The organism is Lacibacterium aquatile, assembly GCF_042683105.1.
GTDB classification, from domain to species: domain Bacteria; phylum Pseudomonadota; class Alphaproteobacteria; order Elsterales; family Elsteraceae; genus Lacibacterium; species Lacibacterium aquatile.
Map to the genome: position 1 here is coordinate 18921 of NZ_JBHUIP010000014.1, position 16714 is coordinate 35634.

At 60.9% G+C, this 16714-nt stretch carries 17 protein-coding genes; 9 read left to right on the forward strand and 8 right to left on the reverse strand.

From position 1 onward, the window contains the following. The first annotated feature begins 85 nt into the window (after positions 1–85). The 6 genes from xylF to ACFSM5_RS17225 all read left to right on the forward strand — a co-directional run bounded on the left by xylF (position 86) and on the right by ACFSM5_RS17225 (position 6369). Entirely contained in the window at positions 86–1126 is a 1041-nt protein-coding gene (xylF, locus tag ACFSM5_RS17200) for a D-xylose ABC transporter substrate-binding protein (RefSeq protein ID WP_379877757.1), read from the forward strand. Positions 1127–1215: 89 nt separating this feature from the next. Then, positions 1216–2478 (forward strand): sugar ABC transporter permease, encoded by a 1263-nt coding sequence (locus tag ACFSM5_RS17205; protein ID WP_379877758.1) that lies wholly within the window; start codon positions 1216–1218, stop codon positions 2476–2478. Next, a complete protein-coding gene (locus tag ACFSM5_RS17210; protein ID WP_379877759.1) occupies positions 2475–3251 on the forward strand; it encodes an ATP-binding cassette domain-containing protein in 777 nt (258 codons plus the stop codon). The genes ACFSM5_RS17205 and ACFSM5_RS17210 overlap by 4 nt, the downstream gene beginning before the upstream one ends. A gap of 26 nt (positions 3252–3277) precedes the next feature. Further along, positions 3278–4027, forward strand: a complete 750-nt coding sequence (locus ACFSM5_RS17215) for an SDR family NAD(P)-dependent oxidoreductase (protein ID WP_379877760.1) — start codon at positions 3278–3280, stop codon at positions 4025–4027. Between the two features lie 153 nt (positions 4028–4180). After that, the gene (locus ACFSM5_RS17220; protein WP_379877761.1) at positions 4181–5053 is read left to right on the forward strand and encodes an NAD(P)-dependent oxidoreductase; all 873 of its coding nucleotides are present in this window, start codon (positions 4181–4183) and stop codon (positions 5051–5053) included. Between the two features lie 92 nt (positions 5054–5145). Continuing rightward, on the forward strand, positions 5146–6369 hold the full coding sequence (locus ACFSM5_RS17225; protein WP_379877762.1) for a GGDEF domain-containing protein: 1224 nt from the start codon (positions 5146–5148) through the stop codon (positions 6367–6369). On the opposite strand, the gene ACFSM5_RS17230 is transcribed toward ACFSM5_RS17225, so the two are convergent. The 5 genes from ACFSM5_RS17230 to ACFSM5_RS17250 are packed head-to-tail and all read right to left on the reverse strand — an operon-like array spanning position 6370 to position 10723. Further along, the gene (locus tag ACFSM5_RS17230; RefSeq protein WP_379877763.1) at positions 6370–6699 is read right to left on the reverse strand and encodes a DUF3088 family protein; all 330 of its coding nucleotides are present in this window, start codon (positions 6697–6699) and stop codon (positions 6370–6372) included. Next, entirely contained in the window at positions 6699–7433 is a 735-nt protein-coding gene (locus ACFSM5_RS17235; RefSeq protein ID WP_379877764.1) for a proteasome-type protease, read from the reverse strand. The genes ACFSM5_RS17230 and ACFSM5_RS17235 overlap by 1 nt, the downstream gene beginning before the upstream one ends. A gap of 27 nt (positions 7434–7460) precedes the next feature. Beyond that, positions 7461–8309, reverse strand: a complete 849-nt coding sequence (locus ACFSM5_RS17240; RefSeq protein ID WP_379877765.1) for a transglutaminase family protein — start codon at positions 8307–8309, stop codon at positions 7461–7463. A 10-nt stretch (positions 8310–8319) separates the two neighbouring features. Further along, on the reverse strand, positions 8320–9255 hold the full coding sequence (locus ACFSM5_RS17245) for an alpha-E domain-containing protein (RefSeq protein ID WP_379877766.1): 936 nt from the start codon (positions 9253–9255) through the stop codon (positions 8320–8322). Between the two features lie 16 nt (positions 9256–9271). Beyond that, positions 9272–10723 (reverse strand): circularly permuted type 2 ATP-grasp protein, encoded by a 1452-nt coding sequence (locus ACFSM5_RS17250; protein ID WP_379877767.1) that lies wholly within the window; start codon positions 10721–10723, stop codon positions 9272–9274. 402 nt (positions 10724–11125) lie between these two features. Between ACFSM5_RS17250 and ACFSM5_RS17255 the strand changes: the two genes are divergently transcribed. The 3 genes from ACFSM5_RS17255 to ACFSM5_RS17265 all read left to right on the forward strand — a co-directional run bounded on the left by ACFSM5_RS17255 (position 11126) and on the right by ACFSM5_RS17265 (position 14482). Then, on the forward strand, positions 11126–11653 hold the full coding sequence (locus ACFSM5_RS17255; RefSeq protein WP_379877768.1) for a hypothetical protein: 528 nt from the start codon (positions 11126–11128) through the stop codon (positions 11651–11653). Positions 11654–11833: 180 nt separating this feature from the next. Then, the gene (locus ACFSM5_RS17260) at positions 11834–13087 is read left to right on the forward strand and encodes a hypothetical protein (RefSeq protein WP_379877769.1); all 1254 of its coding nucleotides are present in this window, start codon (positions 11834–11836) and stop codon (positions 13085–13087) included. Between the two features lie 81 nt (positions 13088–13168). After that, complete coding sequence (locus ACFSM5_RS17265; protein ID WP_379877770.1) at positions 13169–14482, forward strand: MBL fold metallo-hydrolase; 1314 nt, start codon at positions 13169–13171, stop codon at positions 14480–14482. On the opposite strand, the gene ACFSM5_RS17270 is transcribed toward ACFSM5_RS17265, so the two are convergent. From ACFSM5_RS17270 to ACFSM5_RS17280, 3 genes are all read right to left on the reverse strand, one after another. Beyond that, a complete protein-coding gene (locus ACFSM5_RS17270; RefSeq protein ID WP_379877771.1) occupies positions 14479–14886 on the reverse strand; it encodes a hypothetical protein in 408 nt (135 codons plus the stop codon). The genes ACFSM5_RS17265 and ACFSM5_RS17270 overlap by 4 nt on opposite strands. Positions 14887–15197: 311 nt before the next feature. Next, entirely contained in the window at positions 15198–15929 is a 732-nt protein-coding gene (locus ACFSM5_RS17275) for a helix-turn-helix transcriptional regulator (RefSeq protein ID WP_379877772.1), read from the reverse strand. After that, positions 15929–16708: an FkbM family methyltransferase gene (locus ACFSM5_RS17280; protein WP_379877773.1), complete on the reverse strand. Its 780-nt coding sequence runs from the start codon at positions 16706–16708 to the stop codon at positions 15929–15931. The genes ACFSM5_RS17275 and ACFSM5_RS17280 overlap by 1 nt, the downstream gene beginning before the upstream one ends. Between the last annotated feature and the right edge of the window lie 6 nt (positions 16709–16714).

The following is a 16714-nucleotide window of genomic DNA, read 5'->3' on the forward strand; positions in this document are numbered from 1 at the left end:
CTACTAACGGCGGAAAGACGCGGCAGCGGCGCCATTTTGGATAGCCGAAAAAGAAAATCAGCCGCGTCCCATCATGGAGGACGTCATGAAGCGATTGGGTCTTTACCTGTCGACGGCGATGCTTGCCGTGACTCTCGGATCTACTGCCTACGCCCAGAAGGTTACCGTCGGCGTCAGCTGGTCCAATTTCCAGGAAGAGCGTTGGAAGACCGACGAAGCCGCGATCAAGGCCGCCATTGAAAAGGCCGGCGGCACTTATCTTTCGGCCGATGCGCAATCCTCGCCGGCTAAGCAGTTGACCGACGTGGAAAGCCTGATCGCGCGCGGCGCCAAGGCCCTGATCGTGCTGGCCCAGGATACCGAAGCCATCCGTCCGGCCATTGAAAAGGCCGTGAACGAAGGGATCGCCGTGGTCGGTTACGACCGCCTGATCGAGAATCCGCAGGCCTTCTACATCACCTTCGACAATAGGGAAGTCGGCCGCATGCAGGCGCGCGCTGTCTTCGCTGAAAAGCCGAAGGGCAACTATGTCTTCATCAAGGGATCCTCGACCGATCCCAATGCCGACTTCCTGTTTGCCGGTGCCATGGATGTGCTGAAGGACGCCATGTCCAAGGGCGACATTAAGAACGTCGGCGAGGCCTATACCGACCAGTGGCTGCCCGCTAATGCCCAGCGCAACATGGAGCAGTTCCTGACCAAGAATAACAACAAGGTCGACGGTGTGGTCGCGGCCAATGACGGCACCGCCGGTGGCGTCGTGGCGGCGCTTTCCGCGCAAGGGTTGGCTGGCAGCGTTCCCGTCTCCGGCCAGGATGGCGACAAGGCTGCGCTGAACCGGGTCGCCCTCGGCACTCAGACCGTTTCGGTCTGGAAGGACGCCCGCGAGCTTGGCCGCGTTGCTGCCGAAACCGCGCTGCTGCTGGCCAGCGGCAAGAAGATGACCGAAGTCCCCGGCGTCGTCACTTTCTCCGAAGGCCCCAAGAAACAGCCGATGCAGTCGCTGTTCCTGAAGCCCCAGCCGATCACCAAGGATAATCTCGACACGGTCATCAACGCCGGTTGGGTCACCAAGGATGTAGTCTGCCAGGGCGTCCCCAAGGGCAAGACGAAGGTTTGCGGCTAATCCCCCCGACTAGCTGCATTTGTGCGGCGGAGGCTTCTGTCCGGTCGCCTCCGCCGCACCTTTTCCGACTTGGGTAAAAAGGGTTGCCGATGGGTGCGTTGAAAGCACGTTTCGAGGCGCTGGAGCTGAATGGGCGCATGCTGGGCATGCTGGCGGCGCTCGCCGTCATCTGGATCGTTTTCGACATCGTTTCAGGCGGGGCGTTTCTGACGCCGCGCAATTTGTGGAATCTCTCCGTTCAGACAGCCTCGATCTCGGTCATGGCCTGCGGGATGGTGCTGATCATCGTCACCCGCAGCATCGATCTGTCGGTCGGTTCGCTGCTCGGCTTCGTCGCCATGATCGTCGGCGTGGCGCAGGCGCAATGGCTGCCCGCGATCTGGGGGTTCGAGCATCCGCTGACCTGGATCGTGGCGGTGCTGATCGCGGTGTCGCTGGGCGCCTTCATCGGCGCGGTGCAGGGCGCGATCATTGCCTATCTGGCGGTACCTTCTTTTGTCGTGACGCTCGCAGGTCTGCTGGTCTGGCGCGGCGCTGCCTGGTGGACAACCTCCGGTCAGACCATCGCGCCCATGGACAGCCGCTTCAAGCCTATCGGCGGTGGCATTGAGGGTGCGCTGGGGGATAGTGCGAGCTGGGTCATCGCGATCCTCGCCATCGCCCTGATCGTGCTGTTCCGCTTCCTGACCCGGCGGCGCCATAAGGCATTTGGCTTTGCGGTCCGTCCGGCCTGGGCGGAAGCGGCCCTCATCGGTCTGCTGGCGGCAAGTGTCATCGCGGCGACTTTGATCGTGAATGCCTATCCGCTGCCGCCCGGCATTGCCCGCCGCATGATCGAAGCCGCTGGCGGGACTTGGCCCGAGGGCGGTGTCTTCATCTCCCACGGTTTTGCCGTGCCGGTGCTGATTGCGGCGGTGGTCGGCGTGGCGGTGACTTTCCTCGCCAAGCGCACCCGCTTTGGCCGCTATATCTTCGCCATCGGCGGCAACCCGGAGGCCGCCAAGCTGTCCGGCATCAATACCAAGCGGACGCTGATGGGGGTCTTTGCCCTGATGGGCGGGCTTGCCGGGATCGCTGCCTGTATCTCCACCGCGCGCCTGAATGCCGCGACCAATTCGGCGGGTACGCTGGACGAGCTTTACGTGATCGCCTCGGCCGTCATTGGTGGGGCATCGCTGGCAGGCGGCAGCGGCACCATCGTCGGTGCGATGCTGGGGGCGCTAGTCATGCAGTCGCTGCAGTCGGGCATGGTTCTGACCGGGGTGGATGCGCCCTTGCAGAATATCGTCGTCGGCCTGGTGCTGGTGGTGGCGGTCTGGGTCGATACGATCTATCGGGGGCGCGCGAAATGAGCGAAGCCAATTCTCTGGTGGAGATGCGGGGCATCTCCATCGCGTTCGGCGGCATCAAGGCGGTGGACGATGTCTCCATCGATCTGCGGCCGGGCGAAGTGGTCGGGCTGCTGGGCCATAATGGTGCGGGCAAATCGACCCTGATCAAGATCCTGTCGGGCGCCTACCGGGCCGACAGCGGCGAGATCAAAGTGAACGGCCTGCCGGTCGAAATCCGCAATCCGCGTGACGCCAAGGAGTTCGGGATCGAGACGATCTATCAGACCCTGGCCCTGGCCGATAATGTCGATGCCGCCGCGAATGTGTTCCTGGGGCGCGAGATCATGACGCGCTGGGGCACGCTGGACGATTCGGAGATGGAGGCCCAGACCCGCAAGGTCATGGGGCGCCTCAATCCGCACTTCCGGCGTTTCAAGGAGCCGGTGGTGGCGCTGTCGGGCGGTCAGCGGCAGTCGGTGGCCATTGCCCGGGCGATCCATTTCAATGCCCGTGTCCTGATCATGGACGAACCCACGGCAGCCCTTGGCCCGGCCGAGACCAAGCAGGTGGCCGATCTGGTCGTGCAGTTGAAGCGCGAGGGGATCGGCATCTTCCTGATTTCTCATGACATCCATGATGTTTTCGATCTCGCGGATCGCATCGCGGTCATGAAGAATGGCCGTCTGGTCGGCACAGCCAAAGTGTCGGACGTTACCAAGGATGAAGTGCTGGGGATGATCATCCTCGGGAAATGCCCGCCCGGTGCAACGCCGGGTCCAGGGGCTTCTGCTTAAATCAGTTCAGGGAAAAGGATCAGCGTATGGACGCGCAATACCGCAGCCTCAATGGCAAGACCGTGCTTGTCTCGGGTGGTGCCAGCGGCATCGGCGAAGCGATCGTACGGGCGTTTGCCGCGCAGGGCTCCAAGGTCGGCTTTGTCGATATGAACGCCGAAGCCGGCGCCAAGCTCGCGGCTGAACTGGGCAGCAACGTGCATTTCGAGACGGTCGATCTGCGCGACGTGCCGGCCTATCAGGCTGCCATCGAAAAGATCCGCGCCAAGCTTGGCCCGATCACGGTGCTGGTGAATAACGCGGCCCGCGACGACCGCCATACCATCGATCAGGTGACGCCGGACTATTGGCGTGAGCGTTTCGCGACCAACATCGACCACCAGTTCTTCGCCGCCCAGGCCGTGCATAAGGACATGCAGGCCGCAGGCGGCGGCTCGATCATTAACATGGGGTCGACCAGCTACCTCGTGTCGGACGATAGTTTTGCCGCCTATAAGACGTCGAAGTCTGCGGTGATCGGCCTGACCCGGGCCCTGGCCCGCGAGCTTGGTCCCCATAACATCCGGGTCAATTGCCTGATCCCCGGCTGGATCATGACCGAGCGTCAGGTGACGATGTGGCTGACCCCGGAGGGCGAGGCGGAACTGATGAAGCGCCAGTGCCTGAAGCGTCGCCTCGTGCCTGATGATATCTCCTCGACGGCGGTATTCCTGGCGTCGGCCGATGCGGGCGCCATGACCGCGCAGAATTTCATCGTGGATGGTGGCTGGTACTAAAGGTCCCCAACTCAAAAAGCGTCATCCCGGGACTTGATCCCGGGATCTCCTTCGGGAGATCGTCCAATTCTGTGTGAGATAGCGTGGAAACGCTCCCGGAGGAGATCCCGGTGTCGAGCACCGGGATGACGATACGAGGGAGAGGCGCCTTACATGAATATCGCGGTCTTAGGCATCGGCCTTATGGGGGCGCCGATGGCGCGGCGGCTGATTGCTGCCGGTTATCAGGTGACGCTCTGGAACCGCACGGCGGCGAAGGCAGAGGCGCTGGCCGGTCCAGGGGTAAGGATTGCCTTGATGCCCGCCGATGCCGTCCGAGACGCCGATCTGACGATCACGATGCTTGAGAATGGTCCGGTGGTTGAAGCGGTGGTTGCTGCCATCGGTGATGCGCTGAAGCCCGGTAGTCTGCTGGTCGATATGAGCTCGATCCCGCCCGACACCGCGCGGGCACATTATGAAACCTTGGGTGCAAGAGGCATTGCCGCCATCGATGCCCCTGTCTCCGGCGGTCCTTCGGGAGCGGAGGCCGGAACTCTCGCCATCATGGCCGGGGGGGATGAAGAGGCGGTGGAGCGGGCGCGGCCAGTGCTGGTCCATCTCGGTCGGGTGACCAGGGTAGGTCCGCCTGGAACTGGTCAGCTCTCAAAGCTCTGTAATCAGCTGATCGTCGGCGCCGCCATTGGTGCGGTCTCCGAAGCCTTGATCCTGGCCGAAAAAGGCGGGGCCGATCCCGCCAAGGTGCGTGAAGCCTTGAGCGGTGGCTTTGCCGACAGCAAGATTCTGGCGATCCATGGCCAACGCATGCTCGACCGCAGCTTCATCCCCGGCGGCGCTGCCAGCGTGCACCTGAAGGATATGGTGACCATTCAGGCGGCGGCCCGCGGCAATGGCCTCGATTTGCCCCTCGCCAGTCTTATCCATCGGCTTTTTGAAGACTTATGCAGGAATGGCGAAGGCGCCAAAGACCATTCCGCCCTTTTCCGACAAATCGCCCGCGAAGCCGGAGCAGAAGACCTCATCTGAGAGGTCTCACGTGTCGACAGCGTTACAATTTCATGTAAATTGACGCTCGGAATGGCTATCCCATTCTTTAGCCGGGGGGCAATAGAACAGGTATGGCCGATATTCTCGCGCCCGTTACAGATGAGAAGGCGCGTTCTTTTTCTATTGCCGAGCAAGACGACCGCAAGCTTGTACGGCGTTTGACGTTCAGTTATGTCGCTGCGCTCACGCTTATTGCGGTGCTGTCCGCGCTGGTGCATCTGCTGCTCGATAATATCATCACGCAGCAGTCATCGAGCGGCTCCGTCATCAAGGTTGCCCAGCGTCAGATTACCCAGACCCAACGGGTGACCAAGGCTGCGCTCGACTGGACGATGGGCGGTCGGCCTGCGGCCCGTCAGGAGCTGGCCGATGCGGTCAAGCTGATGGCCGCTTCCAACGAAGTTCTGACCGGTCGCAGCGCCAGTTATGGTTTTCAGGTCGAGCTGTCGTCGGCCATGCATGGCATCTTTTTCGAGTCGCCTGTTGCCCTCGATAACGAGGTGAAGCGGTTCGTCTATCATGCCGAAGCCCTGCTCGATACCGGCAACGATGCCTTGAACCGCGCGATCCACCTGCAGGTGATGCGCGAGGCGGCGTCTGGGGACCTCCTGCATGGGCTCGACCGTGCCGTCAGCCAGTTTGAGCTTGAGGCATCGGAGCGGGTCGAATCCCTGCGCGATGCCCAGAAGGTCGTGCTGGTCATCCTGCTACTGACCCTGGCAGCAGAGGCTTTTTTCATCTTCCGGCCCCTGGTCAACAGCGTCCAGCTCTATGCTCAACGCCTGCTGGAACTGGCCACGCGCGATGCGCTGACCGGGCTGCATAACCGCCGTCATTTCTTCGAACTGGGCCAGCGCGAGTTCGACCGTTCCCGGCGTGCTTCCAAACCTTGTGCGTTGCTGCTGTTCGATATCGACCACTTCAAGGCCGTCAACGATACCTACGGTCATGCGACCGGGGACGACGTCATTCGCGGCATCGCGGAGATCGCGTGCGATATGACCCGCCGGACCGATATCGCCGCCCGGGTCGGTGGCGAGGAATTTGTGATCCTGCTGCCGGATACGGGCCTTGAAGCGGCTGCCTTGGTCGGCGAAAAGCTGCGCCGCGCCATCGAGGCGGCCCCTTATGGCACGCGCAGCCTGCACGCTACCGTCAGTATCGGTATCGCCGAAGCTGAAGCGGCCGACGTCAACCTCTCGGATACCCTTGCCCGCGCCGATATCGCTCTCTATCAGGCCAAGCGCGAGGGACGGAACCGCTTGGTCCAGGCCGCAGACAGCCCCGCAGTCTGATCAGCTTAAAGGACGGCCGACATTAAAGTGGGCTGCGAGCCAGGCGATGATCGCTTTCGGTTCGTTCAGCAGCCAGATATCGCCGACCTGCTTGCCAGATCCTCCGGCTTCTTCGCCGCTCATAAGTAAAGCCGGGCTGTTCTGGTTTTCCTCGCCTAAGCCGATCAGTTCGGGCCGGGGTTTGGGATATTCGATATAATGAATTTCGAGCGCGTGGCGGACCTGCGGATAATATCCCAGGAACCCCTCGACCATGGCGCATTGACCACAGAAGAACGGGCCTTCGCCGTTCCGGATAATGTCGCTTTTCAGCAGATAGAGCGTCGCCATTACCAGCTCGGATCCGGCAGGGCCAGGAACGCGTCTTTGAGCGATTTGCTCCAGCGCTGGCTGATCTCGGCAAAATAGGGGTCATGTTCGTCGAACTGCCGATGCATGCCGAGTTCGAGCGAATCGCGATGATAGACCGCCATGTCCAGCGGCAGGCCGACCGACAGGTTGGACCGCAAGGTGCTGTCCATCGAAATCAGGGCAAGCTTCCCCGCCTGGGTCAGCTTGGTGTCATAGCTCAAAGCGCGATCCAGGATCGGTTTGCCGTACTTCATCTCGCCGATCTGGAAGTAGCAGGTGTCGGCCGTCGATTCGATGAAATTGCCTGCGCTATAGACCTGGAACAGGCGGGCCTTATCGCCGCCCACCTGGCCGCCGATCAGGAACGAACAATTGAAGCCGCTGTTCTCTTTTTCCAGGCGCTCGCCATCGATGCGATAGCTGCGGCGCACGGCGGCCCCCACCAATTGCGCCGCCTCGAACATCGAGGTGACACTCATGATGGTTTTGGGTTCTTCCTCGTCAGGCAGCGTCACGCCCACATGCAGGAAGTGGATCACTTCCTGGGTGATGGCGAGGTTCCCGGCGGCGGCAATCACGATGACCCGGTCGCCGGGTTCGTTCCAGATCGTCATCTTCCGAAAAACGGCGATGTGATCCAGACCGGCATTGGTCCGGCTGTCAGAAATCATAACCAGGCCGTCTTTCAACAGCATGCCGAGGCAATAGGTCATCGTCCGCCCTTTCCCCTGGAAACGGGATTATTGTTGTTGGGCGGGATTATAGGAGGGCGTTACGGCGGATGCCATAGGGGCGACGGAAACCGAGACGCTTAAATCCTCCCGGCCGCCACCGCTACGCACGCCACGCACGGGACAGCCATCGGCATAATCGATGCCGACCGCGACGCGGACATAATGCTCGGTCGGGCAGATGCCGTTGGACGGATCGAAGCCGACCCAGCCGATTTTCGGCACATAAGCTTCCGCCCAGGCATGGCTGACATCCTGGGGGCCGGAGATCGGACCGCTCAACAGATATCCCGAGACATAGCGGGCCGGGATATTGAGGGCGCGGGCCAGGGCGCAGAACAGATGGGCATGGTCCTGGCAGACGCCTGCCCCGATCGCGGCAGCCTCGTTGGCCGTGGTGCCGACTTCGGTCATGCCAGCGCGATAGGGGATACGGTCGATCAGGCCGCGCATCAACTGATGCAGCACGTCCAGCCGCTGGGGCGGGCGTTCGGGCAGAATATCGGCTAGCAGGCGTCGCAGATCCTCACCCCATCCGGTATAGGGGCCGCTGCGCAGCCAATAGTCGGGCGGCAGGGCAGCGGGGCCGTCCTCGCCCATCACGCCTGCATTCTCGAACGTTTCGACAAGGCCGCGCGCGACCAGTTCGATCTCGCGCACCTTGCCGTGCAGGGTAAGGCTATCGACCCGGTTGCCATGCCCATCCCACCAGGGGTGGGTTGGCTCGGGGGTCGATAGCCGCCAATCATGGACCCGCTGACTGGCGCTATTGGTCGGGGTCATGCGCAGATATTGGGTTGCCCCATGCGCCTGACCGTCGAACCGATAGTGAGTCGTGTGGGTTATTTCGAGCAGCATTGTCTTGCCTTCAGCCCGCGAAGAGGTAGTTCTCCGCGATTTCCTGTCCCAACTGGTTATTGCGTTTGATGAATTCCACCAGGAATTCATGCAACCCCGTCGTGAACAGATCGTCAACCTTACCGTATCGCAATTCGCCATGCAGTTTACCTGCGAGGCGATGCGATTCGTGCCGGGAACCATAGATGCCCGCCAGGTTAACAAGGTGGCTGTCGATTTGTTTCAGGCAAAAATGCAGGGATCGCGGCAGATCCTCGCGCAGGATCAGCAGTTCGGCTACCCGCCAGGGGAAAATCGCGGACGAATAGACGCGCCGATAGGTGCGCAGCGCATTCACGCAGGCCAGGATTTCCGACCATTGGTAATAGTCGACATGGCCGCCGACCGTTTCGCCCTGGGGCAGCAGGATATGGTACTTCGAATCGAGGATGCGGGCGGTATTGTCCGCGCGCTCGATATGCACGCCCAGCTGCAGGAAGTCGTAGGCTTCGTCGCGCAGCAGCGTGTTGGTCAGGGCGCCGTTGATCAGGCTGGTGCGTTCGCGCACCCAATCCAGGAACTCCTGCTCCTCGCCTTCCGGGATGCCCGCGCCGATGCGGTCGCGCAAGGCGAGCCAGGTATCGTTGAGATATTCCCAGACCGAGACGGTCAGGTTGTTGCGCTCGGTCCTGGCATTGGAGCGCGCGGACCGGATGCTGGTCAGGATCGAGGAGGGATTGTCCCCGTCCAGGGCCATGAAAGACAGTAGGTCGGAGACGCTTTTGTTCGGAAACTTCTTTCCGAAGCTTTCATTGACGCCATAGGTCGCGGCCATGGAGCGCCATTCCCGCGCGCCGCCCGCCATCAGCCACATGCGGTGGGTGGCTTTGAGCAGGCTGGCGGTATTGCTGGCGCGTTCGACGTTACGGCCGATCCAATAGAGATTTGCGGCGGTACTGGAGAGCATTCTGTATGGCCCTTTCTTATTCCTGGTCCGCCAGCACCCAAGTATCCTTGGTGCCGCCGCCTTGGCTGGAATTGACCACCAGCGATCCTTCCTTCAGCGCCACGCGCGTCAGACCGCCGGGCATGATGGTGATATCGTCACCGCCGGACAGAACGAAGGGCCGCAGATCCACATGGCGCGGGGCAACGCCCTTCTCGACGAAGGTCGGGCAGGTGGAAAGCGCCAGGGTCGGTTGGGCGATGAAGCCCGACGGGTCGGCCAGCAGGCGGGCGCGATAGGCTTCGATTTCCGCTTTGCTGGCGGTGGGGCCAACCAGCATGCCGGCGCCGCCCGATCCATGGACTTCCTTCACCACCAGATCGGACAGATGCTCCAGCACATATTTCAGATCCTGGCTTTCAGAGCAGCGATATGTCGGAACATTTTCCAGCAGCGGTTCTTCGCCCAGATAGAAGCGGATCATCTCCGGGACATAGCAATAGGTCGCTTTGTCGTCGGCAATGCCTGTTCCGCAGGCATTGGCCAGATTGACGTTGCCTGAACGATAGGCACCGATCAGGCCGGGGATGCCCAGCATCGAATCCGGGCGGAAGGCCAGGGGATCGAGGAAGATATCGTCGATGCGGCGATAGATGACGTCGACCTGCTTGGGTCCGCGCGGCGTGCGCATATAGACCTTGTTGTTGTCGACGAACAGATCGGTACCCTTGACCAGCTCAACGCCCATTTCGTCGGCCAGGAAGGCGTGTTCGAAATAGGCGCTGTTGTATTGGCCGGGGGTGAGGACCGCGATGGTCGGCTCGGACCCACTGTGGCGGAACGCGCTGGCTTTCAGGGCATTCAGCAGCTCTTCGGCATATTGCGCGACGGGCAGGATGCGACGCCCGGTGAACAGCGCGGGCAGCAGGCGCATCATCACCTCGCGGTTCTCCAGCATATAGGAGACACCCGACGGTACCCGGCAATTGTCCTCAAGGACGTAGAACTGATTTTCGGCAACGCGCACCAGATCGACGCCGCAGATATGGGCATAGATGCCGCGCGGCAGATCGAAGTCCTGCATGACCGCCAGGAACTGGCCATTTTTGACGATCTGCGCCTCGGGCATCTTGCCCGCCCGGCAGATCTCGCGACCGTGATAAGCGTCGTGCAGGAAAGCGTTGAGCGCCCGTACCCGCTGTTTCAGCCCGGCTTCAAGCCGTTGCCATTCCGACTGGCCCATGACACGGGGGATAAGATCGAAGGGGATGGAGCGTTCATGGCCGCCTTCCTGACCATAGGCACCGAAGGTGATGCCCATACGCTCGAACAGCAGGTCTGCCTGGCGCTGCAACTTCGGCAACTGCCCCTCGGGCAGAGTTTTCAGCCAGTCCGCTACCGGCTGATAGGGCGATCTCAGGCCCCCGTCAAAGCCATTCATCTCATCGAAGATCGGCGGAATTTTACCAGTACCCGTCGTTTCGCTCATGGCACCTCCCTGTTCTTGACCACCGCGGACTGCGCAAGCCCCGTGCCAGCAATGGTCCTGTCAGCATGAGCGAAGAGGAGGGGGCGGGGCAATGGGGATGGCGATTCTAAGAATTTCTCCTTAAGGTAGATTTGGGGCTCAAGGAGGGGCGGAATGCGTGTATGGGTGGTTGCGGTGGTTCTGGTTTTGGCCGGGTGTAATCCCCAGTCGTCGACGCAGCCTCAAACCTCCTCGGTGCAGCCGGGTCCAGGCTGGATGAATGTTCAACTGGCTTCAGGCGGCGCGGTTAGAATTGACGTTGACTCTTTTCATCCCCGCCATCGGATACCCATCGACTACGCAGATGGCTTCCGGATCGGAGAGCCACCTCTCCCAAGAAAACCATCTGATGGGGATCGTCAGATGGTTGCCCTGGAGGAGATGCGAATCGAAACGGTGGCAGGAAAAAGCACAACGGAAGATGCTGCCGCGGAGTCGAGGCTTCTGGCAGAGAATGTTTTTAAACGTCTTATCGCAGCCCGGACAAAGGCAAGCGGTGACATCCTTCTCGACTTCCGAAGCGGGGAAACGCCCCTCATCCGGGCACTTGGGCGCAGGATCCTTGTGACGCGGGGGGCGCTATTGGCGGGGACAGGTCAGGATGAGCTTGCCACGCGGCTCGCGTTTGAGATTGTCCTGATCGACGTGGACGACGCAGCATGGCGCTATCAGCGGCCGGTGATTGCTTCGTTTATCGACGCCAAGGCCCGTCAGGGCCTCTCTGCCCTTCCGCCGGAGGACGAGCATCGGCGGTATGTCCAGGTGGCTGCCGCCATCGTGATCGAGAAGCGTCTCGGTTGGAGCAAAAGCGAGACTTGCCGTCTTGTCGTCAGTGCCGGTTATACCTGTCGGAGCTCGCCGGACACCTGGAAACTCGATCCTGTCGAATAGGGGCTTTCTGTGCGCAAATTTGCAGTCCTTCTAGTGCTGCTGGCGGTCGGCCATGCCTCTCTCATCCCGCTCGATGCGATGGCGCATGGGGGGTTCGCCAGATGGGAGACGGTAAAGGAACTTATCACCAAGAATGTCGCCCCGATTGCAGAGCAGATGGCGCCTTGGCTTGATCAGCCCTTGGCGGATGCCGACCGCCCGCTCGTCGAAATCGAGCGTCTGTCCATAGGGTACATGTTCGGCAAGGCGGGTGACACGACGATCCCCGCGCCTCTGAAGTTGTTGGCAGTGTCCGCTTTTGCACGACTGAACGATAAACGCGACAGGACCGAGCCTATCAACCTCGAATTCTATCAAGGGCATGTTCCGGCAATACAGGCCGAAGGTCATCGGATTTTGGTGTCGGCTGGGGCTTTGGCACTGTTCACCTCAAGTGAGGATTTCGCCCAACTTCTGGCGGTGGAGATTGCCCTCATCGACATGGGATTGGCGGATCTGCGTTTCCGTGTCCCCGTCCTGGCGCGTGAGCTTGCCAAGGTCAAGGGTATCGACCCTCGCTTGGCCATGCGTATGGCGGAGATTCTTGTACACTACAAACATATTCCCGCGCAGGAACAGGCCTGTGTCCTTGTTCGGCGAGCAGGTTTCCACTGCGAAGATCCGCAGGCAGGATCAGTTTTGTCATTGCTGCTCCCAGCCAAGTCGATTGTCTTGAATGGCCGGTTCGAAATGGATCGCATTCGGTTGGAGCCCCCACCTTCGATTGCTCCGGTGAATGTCCGCTTCTCAAATCACGAGCCGGCCTGGGTACAGGCGACCGACGGTATGAGGATCGGGGCAGGGAGCGATGAGTTCGCGGGTCGGTTCAAAGAGCTCATTCATCGCCAAGGGGGCGTCCGCTTCAAGTTGCCCGGGGTGAGAGGAGCTTTCCATATCGGTCGCGGATTGGCGCTGGAGCTGGTCGATGGCACCCAAGGATATCTTGCAGCGGCTGCTTCGGGTGAGCTTATGCCGCTGGCGATCCTGGGAGACGATATCGAACAGGGACAGGTCGATCTTTCGGCAGAGGTAAGCGTGCAGTGGGCGGCAGCTCTCGTTGGGCAGAAAAGAATACTCATCGCCCGGTGGGTACGGGGCTCACTCACCTATGAAGTGCTATTGCGCGGTGGGTTGCCGACCGTAAGTTTGCTCTCCCGCGCGACGGATATCTTCAAGACCGTCAGCCTTGGCAATATTCGCGAAATCAGCCCGGAGCGATTTTTGAGCGTTAAGCAGGTAGCCTCGCGTGATGAGGCGGCCAAATTGGCTTGGGCGATGAATGTGCCGACCGCCTTCGAGGGGCAATCGCAAAAGTTTCTATTCTTCATGCTCAATAACATCGAAAAGATGGAAGATCTGCCTGATAGGCCGCAACTGATCCGCTACGTGCGGTAGACCTGCGACCCTGTTCCCGCTTCCCATCAGCCCCCTTCCCCGGCATAACCCTTCCTTCTTCGGGCTATCGGGAACAGATCGGTGCAGATCGAGACTTTGGGACATGCGGTGATGCTGCTGAGCCGGGCGGATGGGACGCCTTTGCTGGCGACGGATCCGTGGCTGATCGGCTCGACCTACTGGCGCTCCTGGTGGGTCGAGAATTACCCGTCGGCCGATGATATCGCGCGCATCGCTGGCAGCCGTTATCTCTATCTGACCCACGAACATCCCGACCATCTGCATCCGCCCTCGCTGCGGAAGATCGCGGAGGTCGCGGCGACCCGGCCCGAGGTGCTGGTTCCCGATTTCCTCGAGATGAAGATGGCGGATTATCTGGCGGCGCAGGGCTGGTCGGTGCGCCGATTGCCGAACCGTGAATGGGTCGAGCTTGAGCCAGGCGTGCGTGCCATGGCCTTGCCAATCTGGAATAACGACTCGATCCTGCTCATCGATACGCCGGATGCGCTGATCGCCAATATCAATGATGCCAAGCCGACCCAGCGCGAGATGCTGGCCATCGGCGACCTGAAACGCCGCCTGGGTAAGCGCTGCATCATGCTGCGCTCCTATTCCCCGGCGGGGCCGTCCAATAACTATTTCCGGGCTGGCGAGCGCCTATCGTCCGGCAAACGTGGTTATCTGCGGGCGGTGCAGAATGCCTGCCGCCGGGGCGGGGCGGATGACTTCATTCCCTTCGCCAGTCAGGTGGTGTTCCGCCGTCCCGATACCGACTGGGCCAATGACTTCAAGGTTCGCTATGCCGATCTGGAGCAGGCCTGGAAAGAGAAACGCACCCGCCTGCTGCGCCCCTATAGCCGCGTCGATCTGCCAAGTGGCAAGGCGAGCGCCCAGGATCCGGCAAACTTCAATCCAGGGGTGACCGAGCGCACGCAGGCGCTGGTGGCCGAACAGGCCGCCGCCAATGCTGCGGCCGTCTGGACGGCAGAAGATACCAACCGGCTGGAGGTGCAATTGCGGTCGATCCGCTGGCCGCTGCTAGGGCTGCTGCCGCGTGGATTTCAGGTGGAAACCACCGGGGTGAAGCTTTTCTGGCGGCCTTGGGCGGGGCGGCTGGTGTCCGATCAGGACGCGCGCAAGGGGCACTTCACCCTGCGTGTGCCGTTGCTGCCCCTGAAGGAGGCGGTGACCTACGGCCATACCGGTGATCTGTCGATCCCGATGTTCACGGAAGTTCACTTGGACGCATCGACCAAGCCATCGACCGGCGATGCGTTCTTCATGCTGCTGATTTTGCGGGACTACGGCTATCTCGGCAGCCTGTGCCGTGCGGCGCGCTGGGCGCGCTGGGCTTTGTGCGGAATGCTCAAAGCCCGTCGCCCGCTGCCGCTTTAAGCCACGGTCGCAGAGACCGGACCCCAGACGCGGTCGGCCAGACGCTCGAGTTCGCCGGCATCGATCAGGGTTGCCTTGTCGATGGTCGAGAAGCGGTCGAGGCCGTCGCTTTCCGACCATTGCCAATAGCGGCGCAACATGTCCGAGGCGGCTTCGGTCAGTGACGTATAGGGCACCGTGGAAATTGCGACGGCTGCGGTGGTCGTATCCGGGCAGGATGGGTCAACCAGCCAGAGCTGCCAGCCATCGTCCGCCTGGATCAGATAATATTCATCGGTGCGACCGTGGCCCGGACCCCAGTCCCACGAAACGGCCGCGATCTGTTCGCTCGCCTTCGGCAGAAGGCCGACGGCGAAATTTTCGACAGGCAGGCCAAATCGATAAGAAGGACCATCCAGGCACATGGTATCGCTCGCTCGTTATTAACTGCTTCTTCCAAAGAGTATTACGGCACTGAGTAAAATTTTATTTAATTTTTATAGATGCCGAAACATACCTATCGGGAGTCACTGGCATGGCTCCAAGGTTTGAAAACATTCGGTTTTCCGCCCTTTGATCCGGCACAACAAAGCCGATAACTCCTCAGAAGAGTTACCTCTGATAAGTCCTGTTCGATACCTGTCAGATCTAACGTTTAAGCTTTTCCGCTGAGCGTGCGTTTCCACTGGAGCTCTTGAAAACTCTCGAGAGCCTGCGGTGCGGGGATCGGCTTGTCTTATTGGGTAGCCTTGTCTATCCGTCGCAATGAACCGGGGCTGACGCCGAAGGTGCGACGAAATGCCCGACCGAAACTGCTCTGATCCCGATAACCGGCTTCAAAGGCAATAGCGGCCAGAGGGCGCATGGTTGTCAGGATCAGGGTGCGGGCGTGGCTCAGGCAAAGATCGGCCTGATAGGTGGCCAGCGACGTACCGGTTTCGGCTCTGAAGCGCTTAGCCAGTGCGGTGGGAGACAGGCCTGTCACTTGGCCTAATGCCGCCATCGTCCAACACGTCGGGTCGTCCTGTACCAGATGGATGGCCCTTTCGACCGGAGCAGAATGTCTGGTTGCGGGCGTTATGCTGGCGGATATCAGGGCCGTCACATGGTGGGCGATGTCGCGGGATAGCGTCCCCCGTGAGGTCATTTCGCTTTCGAGATAATGGCAAAGATGCCGAAGTCCGGGGGAGATCCCGAAGAAAGCCTCGGCCGTCTCGCGACCGTTCAGACCCATCGGCAAATGATCGTCGCTCAGGTCGGCAACCAGAAAGCAGGAGCCACGATCTGCTTGAAAGGAATGGGGTACGCCACGCGGGACCAGCACCGCACGATCCTTGGTTACGATACCGGAATGAATCCCCAGCTCCAGCGTCATGGCACCGTCGAGGGCGACCACCAACTGATGATGATCGGCGTGACAATGCCGGTCGGCCTTTTCATAGCGGCGCGTGCTGACCGAGGAAAACATTAGCGCCGTGCCCCGAGATAGGCCGCCCCGTCATCGGACGACCCACGGATCAGCAGCCAGTTCGACTGGCGAAAGCTTTCGATCTCGTAGAAATAGTCGGCGACGATGCGGCAGCCGTCCGGCATCAGCTTGGCGACGGTATAATCGGTTCCGGCGACCAGATCGAAGATATCTTTCATAAAGTGCCGGGCCGAAACCCAGGTGCCGCCATATTCGAACTGCAATGCGGCGATCCGGCCGGCCTCAAGCAGGGGACGCGCGCCTTCGAGGATGGAAACCTCGGCGCCCTCAGCATCGATCTTGAGAAAGTCGATCTGCGTGATCTCCATATCCGTACAATAGTCGGCGATGGTCGTCATCGGAACGGCAAGGCGCACCAGAGCACCGGATCCTTGCGGATAAAGCGATCCAAGGTTCTCACCTGGCCCCGTCTGGGACGGAACATGGAACACCGCTTCACCGGCCTCACTCCCCAGGGCGACCGGCAGGATATGTGCCTGTTGCCCGACCCGCTTGCGCAGCGCTTCCACATTGGGCGGGAAGGGTTCAAAACAATGAACCTCCGCCTTTGGATTGACCCCCAGTGTCCGGCTGCTCCAATCCCCGACGCAAGCTCCAACGTCGAACACCACCTGCCACTGGCGGGCGCAACGCTCGATCAGAGCCCATTCCCCATTCGTGGCAGGGTCGCCGTTGCCGTCGTTATAAACCCGCCGCAGGTAAAGCTCGCACCCCGCGATCGCATCCTGGTCGTCGAGGGCGGCGGTGGTCAGCGACATGCTCGG